The following is a 15764-nucleotide window of genomic DNA, read 5'->3' as shown; positions in this document are numbered from 1 at the left end:
AGCTTAGCTCGGCGTTTTCGTGTCCTCCATGTGCGCTCGCACAATGGCATCGAAGTCGGCGTCGGCGCTGAAACCAAGAGCCCGGGCGCGGGGGGCGTCGACGCGGCTGGGCCAGCTCTCGACGATACGCTGAATGGTCGCGTCCGGTTCCCAGGCGATCAGCTTGACCACCTCATCGCCGGCCACCCGCTGCAAGGCGGCGACCATGTCGGCCACGGTGGTGGAAATGCCCGGCAGGGGAATGACCCGCTGCTCGCCCAACGTCTGCGGCGCCAGCGTCATGCCGCGCAGCATCGACTCCACCACCCGCCGCGGCGAGGTCAGGTAGACCTGGGTGTCCGGGCGCACCGGGCACACCGCCGGCAAGCCGGCCAGGGGTTCGCGGATGATCGAACTGAAGAAGGTCGAAGCGGCCTTGTTCGGTTTGCCCGGGCGCACGGCGACCGTGGGCAGGCGCAGCACCCGGCCGTCGATGAAGCCCTTGCGTGCGTAGTCGGCCACCAGCAGCTCGCCGACCGCCTTCTGCATGCCGTAGGAGGATTGCGGGGTGAGCACGGTGTCGTCGTCGACCACCGCCGGCAGCTTGCCGCCGAACACCGCGAAGCCGCTGGCGTACACCAGCCGCGTGGGCTTGCCTTGCTTGCGCAGGGTTTCCAGCAGGGTCATCAGGCCGTGCAGGTTGACTTGCATGCCAAGGTCGAAATCGGCCTCGGCGGCCGAACTCACCACTGCTGCCAGGTGCCACACCAGGTCGACGCCGTCGGTGACCCGGGCGACCACCCTGGGGTCGGCGATGTCGCCGGTGACCACCTCGATGCGCGCGTCGTTGGGCACGTCTTCACCGGCCACGGCATCGAACAGCACGATGCGCTCGATGGCCTGTGGTGCCTGGCCTTCCAGCGCCAGGCTGTGCAGGTCGAGCAGGCGCTGGGCGAGCTGCTTGCCGATGAAACCGGTGCCGCCGGTGATGAGAATTCGCATGGTCATGCTCCCTTGCTGAAAAGCCTGTTCTTGTTTTATTCGACCGGTTTTTACTGGACCGGTTTTTGCTGGAACGGTGTTGCGAGCGGCCCTTCAGTCCGCCTGCACCGTGCGCTGACGCTGCTCACCGAGCCCGGCGATCCCCAGGCGCATCTCCTGGCCGGCGCGCAGGAATACCGGGTTGGGCTTGATGCCCAGGCCCACACCCGGGGGTGTGCCGGTGGAAATGACGTCGCCGGGCTGCAGCGACATGCAGCGGCTGAGGTAGGCGATCAGCGCCGGAATCTGGAACACCAGGGTGCGGGTGTTGCCGTTCTGGTAGCGATGGCCGTCCACCTCCAGCCACAGGTCGAGTTGATGCGGGTCGCTGATCTCGTCGCGGGTCACCAGCCAGGGGCCGATGGGGCCGAAGGTGTCGAAGCCCTTGCCCTTGTCCCAGGTGCCGCCGCGCTCCAGCTGCCACTCGCGCTCGGAGACGTCGTTGATCACGCAGTAACCGGCGACATGCTCCATGGCGTTGCTCTCGTCGATATAGCGCCCGGCCTTGCCGATCACCACGCCCAGCTCCACTTCCCAGTCGGTCTTGCTCGAACCACGGGGGATCTGCACGTCATCGTTGGGCCCGCAGATGGCGCTGGTCCACTTGTTGAAGATCACCGGCTCGCTGGGCACCGCCATGTTCGACTCGGCGGCGTGGTCGGCGTAGTTCAGGCCGATGCAGATGAACTTGCCGACCTGGCCGACGCAGGGGCCGATGCGCGGCGAGCCCGCCACCAGCGGCAGGCTGTCCGGGTCGATCTTGGCCAGGGCCTTGAGGCTGTAGCTTTCCAGGGCGTTGCCGGCGATGTCGGGAATATGCTCGGAGAGATCGCGAATCTGACCCTGGGCATCGAGCAGCCCGGGTTTTTCCTGACCTTTGTCGCCATAGCGCAGCAGTTTCATAAAAGGTTTCCTTGAAGGGGAGTGAAAGGCTCAGACGCTCATGCCGCCGTCGATAACGTGCACGCCGCCGGTGGTATAGGCACTGGCGTCGCTGGCCAGGTACAGCGCCAGCTGGGCGATTTCCGCCGGCGTGCCGATGCGCCCCATGGGCTGGCGATCGACGAAGGCCTGGTACACCTCGGCTTCGGTACGGCCCTGGGCGCGCGCCTGTTCGGCGATGCGCTGGCGCAGCGACGGCGAGTCGACGGTGCCGGGACAGATGCAGTTGCAACGGATGCCCTGGCTGACGTAATCAGTGGCCACCGATTTGGTCAGGCCGATCACCGCCGCCTTGCTCGCCGAATAGGCCAGGCGGTTGGGCACGCCTTTGACGCTGGAGGCCACCGAGGCCATGTTGACGATGCTGCCGTGGCCGGCCGCCAGCATGCCTGGCAGGAAAGCGCGGATCATGCGGTACATGGCGGTGACATTGAGGTCGAAGGAAAACTGCCAGGCCTGCTCGTCGCACTCCAGCAGCGCACCGCTGTGCACGTAGCCGGCGCAGTTGAACAGCACGTCGACGCTGCCAACCTGCTGGCGCACCGCCTCGATCGCCTCGGGGCGGGTGACGTCCAGGGCCAGGGTCTGGATGCCGGGAATATCGTGCAGGGCTTCGATGTGCAGGTCGGTGGCAATCACCTTGGCGCCGGCCTGTTGAAACGCCAGCACCGAGGCGCGACCGATGCCCTGCGCGGCAGCGGTCACCAGGACCCGTCTGTTGGACATGTTGGACATGTTGGAAAGGCTGGAAAGGGTGGCGAGGCTCATGGGCTCATCCTTTGTTATTGTTTTGCGTCTGAAACCCTAGTGCGACTTGCCGATAATCGCCAATGAGATATTCTCAAGCATCAATAACCGAGGGTTATCGAATGGCGGAAGTGGGTTTCAACCAACTGTGCAACTGGCTGCGCTTTCGCCATCTGGTGCTGATCGACACCCTGGCGCGTACGCAGAACATGCACACCACTGCGCTGGAAATGAACATCAGCCAGCCGGCGGTGAGCAAGATGCTGCGCGAGGCCGAGAAGCAGCTGGGGTTTGCCTTGTTCCACCGGCTGCCGCGCAGTATGTCGCCGACCGACCTGGGCAGCCACGTGGCGCGCTACGCGCAGATCGCCCTGAACGACGCCCGGCACTTCATCGGCCAGGTCAACCACTTGCAGCAGGGCGGCCATGGCCTGCTCAAGGTCGGCACTATCTTCGCGCCCACCTCGGTGGCCTTGCCGGCGGCCATCGTCGGCGTCAAGCAGCGCTGGCCGCTGCTGACCCTGGAGATTCTCGAAGGCACCAGTGCCAATTTGCTGAGTATGCTCGAGCACAAGGAGCTGGACCTGGTGATCGCGCGGTTCACGCTCGACCGCCACCGCCAGCTTTTCGACTTCCAGGCCCTGGCGCCGGAGCCGCTGTGCCTGGTCACGGGCAGCCAGCACCCCCTGGCCGGCGCGCGGCATCTGCCGCTGGCGGAGCTTGGCAGCTGGCCCTGGATTGTCTACCCCACCGGCACACCCATGCGCGCGCGGCTGGAGCGCGCCTTCGCCGAGGCCGGCATGCAGACCCCGGACAACACCGTGGAGACCATCTCGCTGCAGACCACGCTGCAACTGCTGCAGACCTCGCCCATGGTGGCGATGCTCGCCGAGTCCATGGTCGAGCCGGACATCCAGGCCGGGCGCCTGACCCGCCTGGCGCTGCCCTTTCCCCTGGTGCTGGCGGACTACGGCATCATCACCCGGCGCAACGAAACTCCGGGCTGGTCGGCCCAGGCGCTGATCGAGGAGCTGCGCAGCGGCGCGGACGCTCTGCGCAGTGCGAGGCAGAGCCCTCGATAACGTCGGGTTATCGATTGATCGAAAGCTCTCATTGGGCGCCGGGGGCCAATCGCTACTAGAGTTGCGGCGTTGCTCCGGCAGCCAACGCTCACTCGAGGCGCTCATGAAAACAATAAAAAGCTACCAGACGCTGACCATCGTCTTTCTGTTCCTGATCGGTGTGGTCAATTACCTGGACCGCAGTGCGCTGTCCATTGCCAATACCTCGATCCAGAAGGAATTGGCGATCACCCCGGGGGAGATGGGCGTCCTGCTGTCGGCCTTCTCCGTTGCCTACGCCTTTTCCCAACTGCCGTTGGGCGCGTTGATCGACAGGCTCGGCAGCAAGCTGGCCCTGGGCGGCTCGTTGATCCTCTGGTCGCTGGCCCAGGGCGCGTTCGGCTTGTTCAGCGGCTATAGCCATATGATCGGCCTGCGCATTCTGCTGGGGATCGGCGAGGCGCCGGTGTTTCCTTCGGCGGCCAAGGCTCTCTCGGAATGGTTCGACACCCAGGAGCGCGGCACCGCCACCGGGTGGGTGTGGTCGTCCACCTGCATCGGGCCGTGCCTGGCGCCGCCGTTGTTGACCCTGTTCATGGTGCACCTGGGCTGGCGCGGCATGTTCATCCTGACCGGCGTCATCGGCCTGGTGCTGGCGGCATGCTGGCTGAAGTTCTACCGCAGCAAGGCGCAGTACATGGCGGCTACGGGCCGGGTCGAGCCGCTGGCGCAGCAGCCGGTGAAGGCGCCGCGCCTGCGCTGGGCGGCGATGTTCAAGGAGCGCAACACCTGGGGCGCGTTTCTCGGTTTCATGGGCGTGATCTACATGATCTGGCTCAACCTCACCTGGCTGCCCGGTTACTTCGAGCGCGAACACGGCCTGGACCTGTACCGCACCGCCTGGGTGGTGTCGCTGGCCTACCTGTGCGGCGCGGCTGGCACCATCGTCGCCGGCAAGGCCTGCGACCGCCTGGTGGCGCGCGGCATGAAGTCGCTGGCCAGCCGCAAGCTGATGGTGATTCTCGGCCTGATTGGCGGCGCGCTGTTCACCCTGATCGTCGCCTACACCACCAATGTGGTGGCGTGCGTGATCCTGCTGTGCCTGACAATGTTCTTCATCAGCATTTCCAGTGCCACGGCCTGGATGATCGTCAACACTATCGTGCCTTCCGAACGGGTGGCCTCGTTCGGCTCGATCCAGAATTTCGGCGGCTATCTGGCCGGCTCCATTGCGCCGATCCTGACCGGCTTCAGCGTGCAGCAGAGCGGATCGTTTTCTTCGGCATTCGTGATCAGCGCGGTGGTCGCGGCCTGCTCGGCCCTGGCCTATTTCACCTTGCTCAAGGAGCCGGTGCAAAAGGTCCCGGTCGCCGAGGCCGGGGTTCGGGTCGCCGGGTGAATCAGCAGGGCGCGATAGCCCCGAGAAGCTGCCAGGCTCGCTGACCCGGACAGCGGTCCGCAGCTCGCGGGCCGCGCCCGCTCCCAGGGTGAGCGCCGGGCGGACGCAATCAGACCTGCGCCTTGCCGTCCTCCAGCAGGTCATCCAACCGGTCGCGCACCTTGGCCGTGGTCGCCAGCACCAGGGTGTGGGCCGCCGCGTCGGCTTCGAGGACATAGAGGTTATCGCCGACGTCGACGCCCAGCTCCTGCAATACCTCGTCGGGCAGGCGGATGGCGCCGTCGCCGTCCCAGTCTTCGATGGTCAGTTTGATCACCTGCATGGCGATGCTCCTGTCTGAGAATGAAAAAAAGCGGTGGACAGCATTCAACTTTCGCCGGTGCGGCGCAACAGGCGGCACACGTTGCGGGTAAAGGTGGTAATGGCGAACGGCTTGGTCATCATCTCCATTCCCGCCGTCAGGAAACCCTTGGCCAGCGCGGCGTCTTCAGCGTAGCCGGTGATGATCATCACCGGCAGCGCCGGGCGTACCTGCACCGCGCGCTCGGCCAGTTGCCGGCCATTGAGGCCGGGCAGGCCGAGGTCGGTGATCAGCAGGTCGAAATGGTCCTGCGACTCCACCAGCTGCAACCCGGTCAGGCCGTCGGCAGCGGCGAACACCGTGCAGCCCAGTTCCTCCAGCGCGCCGGTGATCAGCTGGCGGATCGCCGGCTCATCCTCCACCAGCAGTACCACCGCTTCGCCATGCTGCACCGGCACCCGGTCGGGCGGTGGCAGTGGCTGGGTCTGCAGTTCGCCGCCAAAGCGCGGCAGCAGGATCGCCACCGAGGTGCCTTGGCCCGGGGTGGACTGGATCTCCAGGTGGCCTTCGCTCTGCTTGGCAAAGCCATAGACCATGGACAGCCCCAGGCCTGTGCCCTGGCCGAGCGGCTTGGTCGTGAAGAATGGTTCGATGGCGCGCTGGCGCACGTCGGCAGGCATGCCGGTGCCGCTGTCATTGATGCGCACACTGACGTATTCGCCGGCGCTGGTGTCATTGCCGGCCTGCAGTTCGGCCAGTTCGATACGCTGGTTCTGCAGCACGATCTGGATAGTGCCACCCTGGGTCATGGCATCGCGCGCGTTGACCACCACATTGAGGATGGCGCTCTCCAGTTGGTGGGGGTCGCACAGGGTCGGCCACAGGTCGACGCTGCCCACCAGCTCCAGGCGGTACAAAGGGCCCAGGGTGCGCTGCAGCAGGTCCTCCATGCCCAGCAGCAAGGCGGCGACATCGGTGGGCTTGGGCACCAGCGGCTGGCGCCGGGAGAAGGCCAGCAGGCGGTGGGTGAGGGCGGCGGCGCGGCGCGCGGAGTGCATGGCGCCTTCGATCAGGCGTTCCAGGCCTGCGGTCTTGCCCTTGCCGATACGCACCTGGATCAGTTCCAGCGAGCCGGTGATGCCCAACAGCAGGTTGTTGAAGTCGTGGGCGATACCGCCGGTGAGCTGGCCGACGGTTTCCATCTTCTGCGACTGGCGCAGGTGTTCTTCGGCGTGGCGCAAGGCGGCGGCCTGGGCCTTTTCGGTGGTGACGTGGCGGCCGTACGCGTAGATCAGCTCACCCTCGCGCACCGTGTGCCAGGACATCCAGCGCGGGCTGCCGTCCTTGTGCCGGTAGCGATTCTCGAACGCCTCCAGGGAAATACCGGCCATTTCGAGGAAGTGCCGGCGGGTGGCGTGAATGTCGTCCGGCCAGACGAAGCCGTAGAACGGATGGCCCTCGAGCTCCTCTGGCGTGTAGCCGAGCACGTCGGTCCAGGCCGGGTTGACCGCCTTGAGCACGCCGTTGCGGTCGATGATGCACAGCATGTCGCGGGAGTTGCGCCACACCCGGTCGCGTTCCACGGTGCACTGGGCGACCCGCGCTTCAAGGCTTTCGTTGAGTGCCCGCAGGTTGTCGGTGGCGATGCGCAGGTCCTGTTGCGCCTGGTGGGCCTCGCTGACGTCGTGGCCCTGGACGAAAATACCGGTCACCTCGCCCAGCTCGTTGATCATCGGCTCGTAGATGAAGTCCAGATGCAGTTCGCGGGCGGGGCTGCCGTCGGCGGCCGCCAGGCGCGTCGGCACATGATGCGAGACGCGCCGTTCGCCGCTGCGGTAGACCTGGTCAAGCCACTCCAGGTGGTCCTGGCCAACCAGTTCGGGAAAGGCCTGGCGGATGCTCTTGCCGAGAAAGTCGCGGTTGCCGAACAGCAGCGAATAGGCCACGTTGGCGAATTCGAAGACGTGCTCGGGGCCCTGCAGTATCGCCAGAAAGCCCGGCGCGCGTTCGAACAGGCGGCGCTGGCGGGCGCTCTCGGCAATCACCCGGCGCTCGGCAGCCACCTGTTCGGTGGTTTCCTGGCAAGGGCAGAAAAAACCCTGGATCTGGCCGCTGGCGTCCGGCACCGGATTGTAGGAGAAGGCAAAGTGCGCTTCCTGCAGGCGGCCGTCGCGGCGCAGCTGAAAGCTTGAGTCGTCCATGTGCACGGCGATGCCCGAATACGCACGGTCGACCAAGGGCTGCAGCTCGGCGCGCACTTCTTCCCAGACCTCGATGAAATCGGCGCCCAGGGCCTGCGGGTGGCGCTCGCCAAGAATGGCGGCATAGGCATCGTTATAGAGCAGGGCGCGGGCCGGGCCCCAGGCGACGAACATCGGCTGGCGCGCCGCAAGCATCACGATCACCAGGGTCTGCAGGGCGACCGGCCAGGCCGCTGGCGAGCCAAGCGGCGTGCGCGCCCAGTCGTGCTGGCGGATGAGCTCGCCCGTTTCGCCGCCACCGGCGAGAAAGCTGAGGGTCGAGTTGGCAAACTGTTCGGGCATCGGATTCCGTTCTTCTGATTCAGCCGCGTTGCGCAGGGCTTTAGTTCATGACCCTGGCCTGCGCCGGGTCGTTCCGCGTCCATGAAAAAATAGTCACGAGTGGTATGGCGAGTTTCATATGCAGCGCTATACCTAACCACAGTTTTACTGCCAACGGCCCCACTTCCCCGGAGCGGCCATGGACAATAACAAGGAATCGGGAAGCAACCTGGCCTTCTGGCTGCCAGGTAGCGCAGTGATCCTCAGCCTGCTGGTTTCGACCTTTGCCCTGACCCGCGAGCCCTTTCTGGAAGCGCGCCCGGTGGGTGCGCAGTTTCAGGCCCAGGTGCCGATCGACGCGCGCCTGTGGCAGGACCCGTTCGATGCCCTGGAGCGTTTTCGCAAGGCTGCCGGCAAGCCCGACGCCAAGCCTGAAGCCTGTGTCGACAGCCTGCCACCGCCGTCGGACGCCCATGCGGCGGCTCCCGACCTGATGCTGGCGATGGTCGAAGGCGGCCCCCATGCCGAGACGGTGGAGATGCGCCGGCGCATGCGCTACGCGTTGCTGGCCGGCTTCAAGAACGCGCGCTGGGTGCCTGAAGACGAGCAGCACCTGCGCTGCCTGCGGGTCAGCGGCCTGGCCAGCGCGCAGCCGAATCTTGATTTGCCGTACGAAAGCTTCGCCGCCAACCCTTTCGACCCGCCCGCCGATATCAACGAGCAGTCGCGGCCGGGCGCACGTACGCTGTTGTTCTGGGTCCGCCAGGAGGACCTGGGTGCACAGCCGCTGCTGGCGCTCGACGCGCTACGCCGCCAGCTTGCGCAGCAGACCGGGCGCCCGGACGACAGCGCCCTGATCCTCAAGGTCATTGGCCCGGCGACCTCCAGCGTGCTGCGCGCCATGTACCGCGACGAGGCTGCCGGCAAGGCCAGCGAGCATGTCGAGATCTATTCGCCGCTGGCCACGGCCGACTATCGATTGTTGACCCGCAACCTCCCCGGCAGCGTGCCGCTGGCGCCGCCGATGAAGCTGATACGTACCATCAGCGACGATGGCACCTTGACGCGCATGCTGCTCGACGAGCTGAAGCGGCGCCAGGTCGACCCGGCGGCCGGAGTCGCCTGCGCGCCGGGGGCGCAGGTCAGGGTCGGCGTGCCCTGCAACGAGCGGCGCGGGCGGGCGGCCAACCGTGTCGCCCTGGTTTCGGAGTGGGACAGCTTCTACAGCCGCGCCCTGATCGAAAGCTTCAAGATGGGGGTCGCCGAGGACGCCGGGCTCGACGACTACGACCCGCAGCGCAAGCCCAGGGCCGTGGCCGCCATCGACAACTGGGTGCTGCGCTTCAGCTACCTGCGTGGCCTCGACGGGCTGCTGCCGGAAGACGCCGCCAGCAAGGCGCCAGCCGACAAGGACGGCGCCAAGTCGCCCGCCGCCATCGACCTCAGTCCGTTGGAGAAGGCCGACGGCAACTCCCAGCTCGACTATCTGCGGCGCCTGGCCGAACAGATCGCCAGCACCGACGAGCAATACCGCCGCGAGGGTCAGAGCGGCATCGGCGCGATCGGCGTGCTGGGCTACGATACCTACGACAAGCTGCTGGTGTTGCAGGCATTGAAGAGCCGCATGCCGGGCAAGCTGTTCTTCTCCACCAATCTGGACGCGCGCATGCTCCAGCGCGGCCAGGCTCAGACTTCGCGCAACGTCATTCTCGCCGCGCCCTACGGCCTGACCCTGACCCGCGCCCTGCAACAGGACGTGCCACCGTTTCGTGACAGTCTGCAGAGCTCGGTGTTCGTCGCCGTGCTGGCGGCGCAGTCGCCACAGCCCTTCGATGCCAAGCGCCAGCACTTCGACTATGCGCGTTCCGGCCTGCTCTCGCCCGGGATCTATGAAGTCGGGGTCAGTGGCTTCATCGGCCTGGCCAGCCAGCCCAACGCCTCGCGCATGGACGACTGCGCCGTACCGGGGGCGGGCGACAAGGTGCGCGGCCAGGACATCATGGCCCTGCGCTGCCTGCAGGATCCGGTGGCTGCGCCTTATCCGCAGGCTACGCAAAAGCTGCGGGCGAAATTCGGCGCGCTGTTTTCGTTGTTCTGGGCCGGGCCCCTGGTACTGGTGCTGCTGGTGCTTGGGGTGTTTCTCGGCGGCTGGTGGGGGCCGAGCCGCGACCTCGGGCATGCCGGGCCCCGTTGGGTGGCGAGCCTGCCGCTGGCGTTCTACCTGGCCGCAGGGTGCAGCGCCTGGATAGCCCTGCGCTTCTGGCGGGTGGAGTTCATGTGGATCACCTTCCTGCTGGCGGTTGCCGCGCTGGTGGTGACTGAAATGAACCGTCGCACTCGTGCCCATCGGCTCTCGGTCGGTGCCTTGGAACAGGGCGTGTTGGGGTCGCGGGCCTGGTACGTGGTGGCCCCCAGCATTGTCTTCATCCTGGCGCTGATGGGCGCCTACGAGGCGCGCTACAGCCTGACCGAAGCCGGGCTGGGCGAGCCCATGTACCTGTTCGAAGGAATCAGCGCCTGGCCGAGCATGGCCCTGCGCCTGTTGGCGGTGCTGTTCGCCGTCACCGCGCTGGGCTGGGGTTGGCGCAAGCTGTGCATCAACTGCGCAGAGATCGAAGAGCGATATCACCTGCGCCTGGTTGATCGCAGCCTGCCGGTCAGCTTGTGGGCTCACCTGCCGCGCTTGCAATTGCATGTCGGGGCACAGCCTTGGCACGACTGGTTCAGCGCGCTGGCGCACTGCCTGTTCCAGGTATTGTTTCCGCTGTCGCCGAGCACCACGGCCTGGTCGGCTTTGCCGGGAGCGGGCGGAGCCGACGCGCGCCAGCGGCGGCGGATTTCGATCGAGCTGCTGTGGCGCGAGCATTGTGTATGCGGCACCTTCGGCGCGCGCCTGTTGCGCGCCGGCCTGGCCACTTGGGTCTACATGGTGCTGACCAGCATGCTGTTCGTGGTCTGGCCCATGGACGGCAGCCCCATCCGCGGCCAGATCCTGCAGGGCAGCGGCACCTGGCTGCTGCCGACCCTGGTGTTCCAGCTGCTGGTGTTCTGGGTGATGGACGCCAATCGCCTGCTGACGCGCTTCATTCACCAGCTGAGCACTCACCATGGCCAGTGGCCGAAGACGCTACGGCTCGAGCACCAGCGCAAATTCGGGCTGGGGGAGAATCATGCACGTCATCCGTGCATCGACGATTGGCTGGGGGTTGAACTGATCGCCCGGCGCAGCGCTGCGGTCAGCCGCCTGGTGTACGCGCCGACCATCGTGCTGCTGATCCTGCTGGCCTCGCGCAGCAGCCTGTTCGACAACTGGCCGACGCCGCCCAGCCTGGTGATCTCCTACCTGCTGACGGCCTGCCTGCTGTTGTGCTCGGCGCTGTCGCTGCGCCGGGCGGCAGAGAAGGCGCGGGTTATCGCGTTGCTGCGCATCGACGAATTTCTCTTCGAGAGTCTCGAGGAACAGGAGCAGCAGGCCTTGCGCGCGCGCTTCGAAGTGATCCGCAAGCGCGTCGCCGACCTCAGGACCGGGGCGTTCTCACGCTACTCCGACGAGCCCATGGTGCGTGCGGTGCTGCTCTCACTGACCGGCATCGGCGGCTCGGCGATCGTCGATGCGCTGAACTATGCCAAGTTTTGAAGCTACGCCAAGTTTTGAAGGGCGCGATGCTGTACCGTCGGCTCAGGGCTGCTCGCGTTCGAGCAGCTGCTGTTTGCGCTCGACCCCCCAGCGGTACCCCGAGAGGCCGCCGTCGCTGCGCACCACCCGGTGGCAGGGGATCGCCACCGCCAGCGCGTTGGCCGCGCAGGCCCCGGCGACTGCCCGGGTCGCCGCCGGCGCGCCGATGCGCCGGGCGATCTCGGCGTAGCTGGCGGTACTGCCTGGCGGAATTTCGCTCAAGGCGTTCCAGACCCGCTGCTGGAACGCGGTGCCGCGGATATCCAGCGGCAGGTTCAAACCCAGCGCCGGGGCTTCGACGAAGCCCACCACCTGAGCCATCCATTGCTCGAATTGGCGGTCGGCGCCGATCAAGGTGGCGCGGGGAAAACGCCGGTGCAGGTCGTGCAGCAGCGCTTGCGGGTCGTCGTCCAGAAGGATCGCGCAGATGCCCCGATCGCTGCGGGCCACCAGGATGGCCCCCAGCGAGCACTGGCCGAGGGCGAAACGGATCAGCGCGTTGCGCCCGCCTTTGCGGTAGTCCGACGGCTTCATGCCGAGGATGCCGTCCGCCGCCTCGTAGAACCGCCCGTTGGAATTGAAGCCGGCCTGGTACAGCGCGTCGGTGACCGTGGCGCCGGCCTGCAGTTGCTCACGCACGCGCTGGCCGCGGCGCGCGGCGGCATAGTCGCGCGGGGTCAGGCCGGTGAGACGCTTGAACACCCTGTGAAAGTGCCAGGGGCTGAGCCCGGCCTGCTGGGCCAATGCATCGAGGTCGGGCAGCTCGGGGCTTTGGTCGATCTGCCGGCAGGCGGCAGTGACGGCGGCGCTGTGGCGTTCGAGGCTGGACATGGCAGGCTTTCCTGGAAGCGAAGATGAGCCGATGTTAAAGGCTGGCTGCGGCTGTCGCACTCCGACTCTTGCGCTGTTTTTCTGCGCTGTTGTTCTGCGCCGTTTCCTGGGCTGTTTCAGCCGGCCTTGCGCAGGGTGAAGTTGATGCGTTGCGGGCCCATCAGCGGATGGCTGCCTTCCTTGAGCGGCAGCACGCCGTGAAAGCGCAGGCGGTCGACGCCGCCCCAGACCATCACGTCGCCGTGCAGCAGCGGCACGCGCACGGGGCGGTCGCTGCGCTGCATGCCGCCCAGCTGGAACAGCGCAGACAGGCCCAGCGACACGGAGACCACGGGTTGGCTGTAGTCGCGCTCGTTCTTGTCCTGATGCAACGACATCTTCGCCCCCGGCACGTAGCGGTTGACCAGGCAGGCGTCGGGGTCGAAGTCGGCGAAGCCGCACGCCGCTGCGGCGGCCACGGCCAGTTCGCGCATGGCCTGGGGCAGCGCCGGCCAGGGCTGCCCGGTGCGCGGGTCGCGGCCGCTGTAGCGGTAGCCGCTTTGGTCGGTGGTCCAGCCCAGGGCTCCGCAGTTGCTCAGCGCCACCGACATGGTGAAGCCGCCGGGCGTGACCATGCGTCGAAACGGCGCCTGGGCCAGCACCGCGCGCAGTTCTGGCAGCAGGGCGTCGATCCAGGGCAGGGCGAAGCCGCGCAGCACGAAGGTCTGCGTGGCCAGTTGCTCGGTGCGCGGCGGCTGCAGCGCGTCGGCTTCGCCGAACAGTTCGAGGTTCACGGCACTGGGCCTCAGCGGGTCGGCGTCACAGCGCCTTGCTGACGTGGATCTCGGTGATGTTCTGCACCTCGTCGCCGTGGATCTGCGCCAGGGCGGCACTGGCTTCTTCCAGCGAGCCGGTCGCCAGGTGGGCGAAGTCCCAGCGGCGCTCGCCGTCGAGCTTGTAGCGAATCACATATTTGGTCATGTCGGGATACCGTCCGGGGCTGCTCAGCTGAATTTCGACGTCGAGCGGCGCACGATCTTGATCTTGTGGGTGAACGCCGCCTTGCGGGTTACGGTCGACGGCCGGGCGCCGGCGGTGTCGATGGTGATGTTCCAGAAACCGGTGCTGGGGGCGGCAATCTTCGCCGGGAAGGTGTCGAACGCGCCGCCGTGGTAAGTGTGACGCCCGCCGTTCTTGAAGCTGCGAAAGTTGGCATCGCTCATCAGGCGGATGTTGCAGCGTTGAGAGCACTCGATAACCACCAGGTCGTCTTCGTTGAGGTGCTCGCGCTGGTGTACGAATTTCATGTCGGTCTCCGGGACGCAGGTGCAGGCAAACGGCAAAGATACCACGCCGGGGCTGTACACCGGCGCACGATATGCTCAAGCTGGCGACGATTGACCTGCGCACTTGAGCAAAATCTGTCACCGCGCGGTCGTAGTTTTTTTTGAATGGAGATGGCTATGAAGTGGGCTTGGCTGGTAATGGGTGTATTGCTGACTGGTTGCACCTCTGTGGCGGACATCGAGCACAGCCCCGAGACGCTCAACGTGATTTCCGGCAAGACGCCGAAGGAATATGCCGACTGCCTGGTGGGCAGGCTGGCGGACAGCCGCAAGCCGTCTACCGTCGAACCGCACAAGGATGGCTTTCGGGTGATCGTGCCGCAGAAGCTCTCGTCCGGGCCAGCGGCGGTGATCACCATCGACGAGCGCTCCACCGGCAGCAGCATCAAGGTGCAGGAACACCTGCAGAACTTCCCGCTGCGCCCGGGGGACGTGCGCAAGGCGGCGACGGCGTGCATCTCGGGATGACCGTTGCGGTGGCAGAGTGATCGACATCCCCCACGCCCGTCTTGAACTCAGCTCACTTGCACTGAATCGTCAGGGTGCGGTTCTGGAAGCTGCCGATATCGGCATCCAGCAGGCTGGCATCCGGTTTGGGAGCGGGCTTGCCGTCGGTGCCGATGATGTCGTAGTTGCCGCTCGGGCATGAGGCTTGGGCCTTCTCGTAGCACTTTTCCCAGCTCATGGCCTGGCCGGAGCAGTCGATGCTCAAGCCTTGCTTGCCATCCTTGAGATAGGTGGGGGAGGCGGTCGCGCAACCGGCCAGGGTGGCGACCAGCGCCAGTACCAAGGGAATTCGATGCATGGGAATGGGTGTCTTCGGGATCGGTGGCGCCATGCTATACGCCCCCTGTCACGGCGCATAGAGGAGCGGCGGTTGGCGCGCGAATGGTGGTGCAAATCGGGTGAAACGTCACGTTCAGGTCACATCGCTGCGGGATATTTGTTACACCGTTGAACTATCTGTAACAAGATTTCTCTATCATCCAATAATTCGCGCAAGATTCCCGGTCAGCGTGGCCATTGTAAGGTGGCCACGGCCTGATTAGACTGCATCGAACCTCGTTAGACAGCCCGTTTATTAAGGACTTATATGATCAAGAAATGCTTGTTCCCAGCAGCCGGCTACGGTACTCGCTTCTTGCCAGCGACCAAGGCGATGCCCAAGGAAATGCTGCCGGTGGTCAACAAGCCACTGATCCAATATGGCGTCGAAGAAGCCCTCGAGGCCGGGTTGACCCAGATCTCCATCGTTACCGGTCGCGGCAAGCGCGCCCTGGAAGACCACTTCGACATCAGCTACGAGCTGGAAAACCAGATTCGCAACACCGACAAGGAAAAATACCTGGTCGGCATCCGCCGTCTGCTGGACAACTGCACCTTCTCCTACACTCGCCAGATCGAAATGAAAGGCCTGGGCCACGCCATCCTCAGCGGGCAGCCGCTGATCGGCGACGAGCCGTTCGCCGTGGTTCTGGCGGACGACCTGTGCGTCAACCTCGATGGTGACGGCGTGCTGGCGCAGATGGTCAAGCTGTACAACCAGTTCCGCTGCTCGATCGTCGCCATCCAGGAAGTCGATCCGCAGGAAACCAACAAGTATGGTGTGATCGCCGGTGAGATGATCCGCGATGACATCTATCGCGTGCACAGCATGGTCGAGAAGCCAGCCCCGGAAGACGCGCCGTCGAACCTGGCGATCATCGGTCGCTATATTCTCACCCCGGATATCTTCGACATCATTCGCAACACTCCGCCCGGCAAAGGCGGCGAAATCCAGATCACCGACGCTCTGATGAAACAGGCCCAGGACGGTTGCGTGCTGGCATACAAGTTCAAGGGCAAGCGTTTCGACTGCGGTGGCGCCGAGGGTTACATCGATGCCACCAACTTCTGCTTCGAGAACTTCTACAAGACCGGCAAGGCTTACTGACCCGCCG

At 65.6% G+C, this 15764-nt stretch carries 15 protein-coding genes; 5 read left to right on the top strand and 10 right to left on the bottom strand.

The window, feature by feature from the left end; all coding sequences use genetic code 11:
• Positions 1-3: 3 nt before the first annotated feature.
• From denD to SFA35_RS17505, 3 genes are all read right to left on the bottom strand, one after another.
• The gene (denD, locus tag SFA35_RS17515; protein ID WP_320571799.1) at positions 4-981 is read right to left on the bottom strand and encodes a D-erythronate dehydrogenase; all 978 of its coding nucleotides are present in this window, start codon (positions 979-981) and stop codon (positions 4-6) included.
• A gap of 93 nt (positions 982-1074) precedes the next feature.
• Positions 1075-1923, bottom strand: a complete 849-nt coding sequence (locus tag SFA35_RS17510) for an ureidoglycolate lyase (RefSeq protein WP_320571798.1) — start codon at positions 1921-1923, stop codon at positions 1075-1077.
• Positions 1924-1953: 30 nt separating this feature from the next.
• A complete protein-coding gene (locus tag SFA35_RS17505; RefSeq protein ID WP_320571797.1) occupies positions 1954-2730 on the bottom strand; it encodes an SDR family oxidoreductase in 777 nt (258 codons plus the stop codon).
• 101 nt (positions 2731-2831) lie between these two features.
• Between SFA35_RS17505 and SFA35_RS17500 the strand changes: the two genes are divergently transcribed.
• Both SFA35_RS17500 and SFA35_RS17495 read left to right on the top strand, forming a co-directional pair.
• Entirely contained in the window at positions 2832-3791 is a 960-nt protein-coding gene (locus tag SFA35_RS17500; protein ID WP_320571796.1) for a LysR family transcriptional regulator, read from the top strand.
• Positions 3792-3894: 103 nt separating this feature from the next.
• Positions 3895-5169: an MFS transporter gene (locus SFA35_RS17495; protein ID WP_320571795.1), complete on the top strand. Its 1275-nt coding sequence runs from the start codon at positions 3895-3897 to the stop codon at positions 5167-5169.
• Between the two features lie 109 nt (positions 5170-5278).
• Here SFA35_RS17495 and SFA35_RS17490 read toward each other — a convergent pair whose 3' ends face one another.
• A complete protein-coding gene (locus SFA35_RS17490) occupies positions 5279-5491 on the bottom strand; it encodes an AbrB/MazE/SpoVT family DNA-binding domain-containing protein (protein WP_320571794.1) in 213 nt (70 codons plus the stop codon).
• A gap of 44 nt (positions 5492-5535) precedes the next feature.
• Positions 5536-8013, bottom strand: coding sequence for a PAS domain-containing protein (locus tag SFA35_RS17485; RefSeq protein ID WP_320571793.1), 2478 nt, complete (start codon positions 8011-8013; stop codon positions 5536-5538).
• A 178-nt stretch (positions 8014-8191) separates the two neighbouring features.
• Between SFA35_RS17485 and SFA35_RS17480 the strand changes: the two genes are divergently transcribed.
• Positions 8192-11629 (top strand): hypothetical protein, encoded by a 3438-nt coding sequence (locus SFA35_RS17480; RefSeq protein WP_320571792.1) that lies wholly within the window; start codon positions 8192-8194, stop codon positions 11627-11629.
• Between the two features lie 42 nt (positions 11630-11671).
• Here the strand turns inward: SFA35_RS17480 and ada are convergent, their stop codons facing one another.
• From ada to SFA35_RS17460, 4 genes are all read right to left on the bottom strand, one after another.
• Positions 11672-12499 carry a bifunctional DNA-binding transcriptional regulator/O6-methylguanine-DNA methyltransferase Ada gene (ada, locus tag SFA35_RS17475; RefSeq protein WP_320571791.1) on the bottom strand — a complete coding sequence of 276 codons (828 nt, stop codon included), beginning with the start codon at positions 12497-12499 and terminating at the stop codon, positions 11672-11674.
• A 116-nt stretch (positions 12500-12615) separates the two neighbouring features.
• The gene (alkB, locus tag SFA35_RS17470) at positions 12616-13260 is read right to left on the bottom strand and encodes a DNA oxidative demethylase AlkB (RefSeq protein WP_414058551.1); all 645 of its coding nucleotides are present in this window, start codon (positions 13258-13260) and stop codon (positions 12616-12618) included.
• Between the two features lie 37 nt (positions 13261-13297).
• The gene (locus SFA35_RS17465) at positions 13298-13459 is read right to left on the bottom strand and encodes a hypothetical protein (protein ID WP_320571789.1); all 162 of its coding nucleotides are present in this window, start codon (positions 13457-13459) and stop codon (positions 13298-13300) included.
• A gap of 23 nt (positions 13460-13482) precedes the next feature.
• Positions 13483-13785 (bottom strand): DUF1883 domain-containing protein, encoded by a 303-nt coding sequence (locus tag SFA35_RS17460; protein WP_320571788.1) that lies wholly within the window; start codon positions 13783-13785, stop codon positions 13483-13485.
• Positions 13786-13941: 156 nt separating this feature from the next.
• Here SFA35_RS17460 and SFA35_RS17455 point away from each other — a divergent pair, with 156 nt between their 5' ends.
• Positions 13942-14292: a hypothetical protein gene (locus SFA35_RS17455; protein WP_320571787.1), complete on the top strand. Its 351-nt coding sequence runs from the start codon at positions 13942-13944 to the stop codon at positions 14290-14292.
• Between the two features lie 52 nt (positions 14293-14344).
• Here SFA35_RS17455 and SFA35_RS17450 read toward each other — a convergent pair whose 3' ends face one another.
• Entirely contained in the window at positions 14345-14629 is a 285-nt protein-coding gene (locus tag SFA35_RS17450) for a hypothetical protein (protein ID WP_320571786.1), read from the bottom strand.
• 288 nt (positions 14630-14917) lie between these two features.
• Between SFA35_RS17450 and galU the strand changes: the two genes are divergently transcribed.
• Entirely contained in the window at positions 14918-15757 is an 840-nt protein-coding gene (gene galU, locus SFA35_RS17445; RefSeq protein WP_320571785.1) for a UTP--glucose-1-phosphate uridylyltransferase GalU, read from the top strand.
• The last annotated feature ends 7 nt before the right edge of the window (positions 15758-15764 follow it).

The sequence above is a fragment of the Pseudomonas sp. HR96 genome (assembly GCF_034059295.1).
Lineage (GTDB): Bacteria > Pseudomonadota > Gammaproteobacteria > Pseudomonadales > Pseudomonadaceae > Aquipseudomonas.
This window is presented reverse-complemented; position numbering and strand designations above follow the sequence as displayed.

Excerpts from the sequence above, each read along its gene's own strand:
- SFA35_RS17455 (WP_320571787.1), top strand. The coding sequence starts at position 13,942 with ATGAAGTGGGCTTGGCTGGTAATGGGTGTATTGCTGACTGGTTGCACC.
- SFA35_RS17505 (WP_320571797.1), bottom strand. The coding sequence starts at position 2,730 with ATGAGCCTCGCCACCCTTTCCAGCCTTTCCAACATGTCCAACATGTCC.
- SFA35_RS17490 (WP_320571794.1), bottom strand. The coding sequence starts at position 5,491 with ATGCAGGTGATCAAACTGACCATCGAAGACTGGGACGGCGACGGCGCC.
- SFA35_RS17500 (WP_320571796.1), top strand. The coding sequence starts at position 2,832 with ATGGCGGAAGTGGGTTTCAACCAACTGTGCAACTGGCTGCGCTTTCGC.
- SFA35_RS17485 (WP_320571793.1), bottom strand. The coding sequence starts at position 8,013 with ATGCCCGAACAGTTTGCCAACTCGACCCTCAGCTTTCTCGCCGGTGGC.
- SFA35_RS17495 (WP_320571795.1), top strand. The coding sequence starts at position 3,895 with ATGAAAACAATAAAAAGCTACCAGACGCTGACCATCGTCTTTCTGTTC.
- SFA35_RS17450 (WP_320571786.1), bottom strand. The coding sequence starts at position 14,629 with ATGCATCGAATTCCCTTGGTACTGGCGCTGGTCGCCACCCTGGCCGGT.
- SFA35_RS17460 (WP_320571788.1), bottom strand. The coding sequence starts at position 13,785 with ATGAAATTCGTACACCAGCGCGAGCACCTCAACGAAGACGACCTGGTG.
- galU (WP_320571785.1), top strand. The coding sequence starts at position 14,918 with ATGATCAAGAAATGCTTGTTCCCAGCAGCCGGCTACGGTACTCGCTTC.
- SFA35_RS17510 (WP_320571798.1), bottom strand. The coding sequence starts at position 1,923 with ATGAAACTGCTGCGCTATGGCGACAAAGGTCAGGAAAAACCCGGGCTG.
- ada (WP_320571791.1), bottom strand. The coding sequence starts at position 12,499 with ATGTCCAGCCTCGAACGCCACAGCGCCGCCGTCACTGCCGCCTGCCGG.
- denD (WP_320571799.1), bottom strand. The coding sequence starts at position 981 with ATGCGAATTCTCATCACCGGCGGCACCGGTTTCATCGGCAAGCAGCTC.
- SFA35_RS17480 (WP_320571792.1), top strand. The coding sequence starts at position 8,192 with ATGGACAATAACAAGGAATCGGGAAGCAACCTGGCCTTCTGGCTGCCA.
- SFA35_RS17465 (WP_320571789.1), bottom strand. The coding sequence starts at position 13,459 with ATGACCAAATATGTGATTCGCTACAAGCTCGACGGCGAGCGCCGCTGG.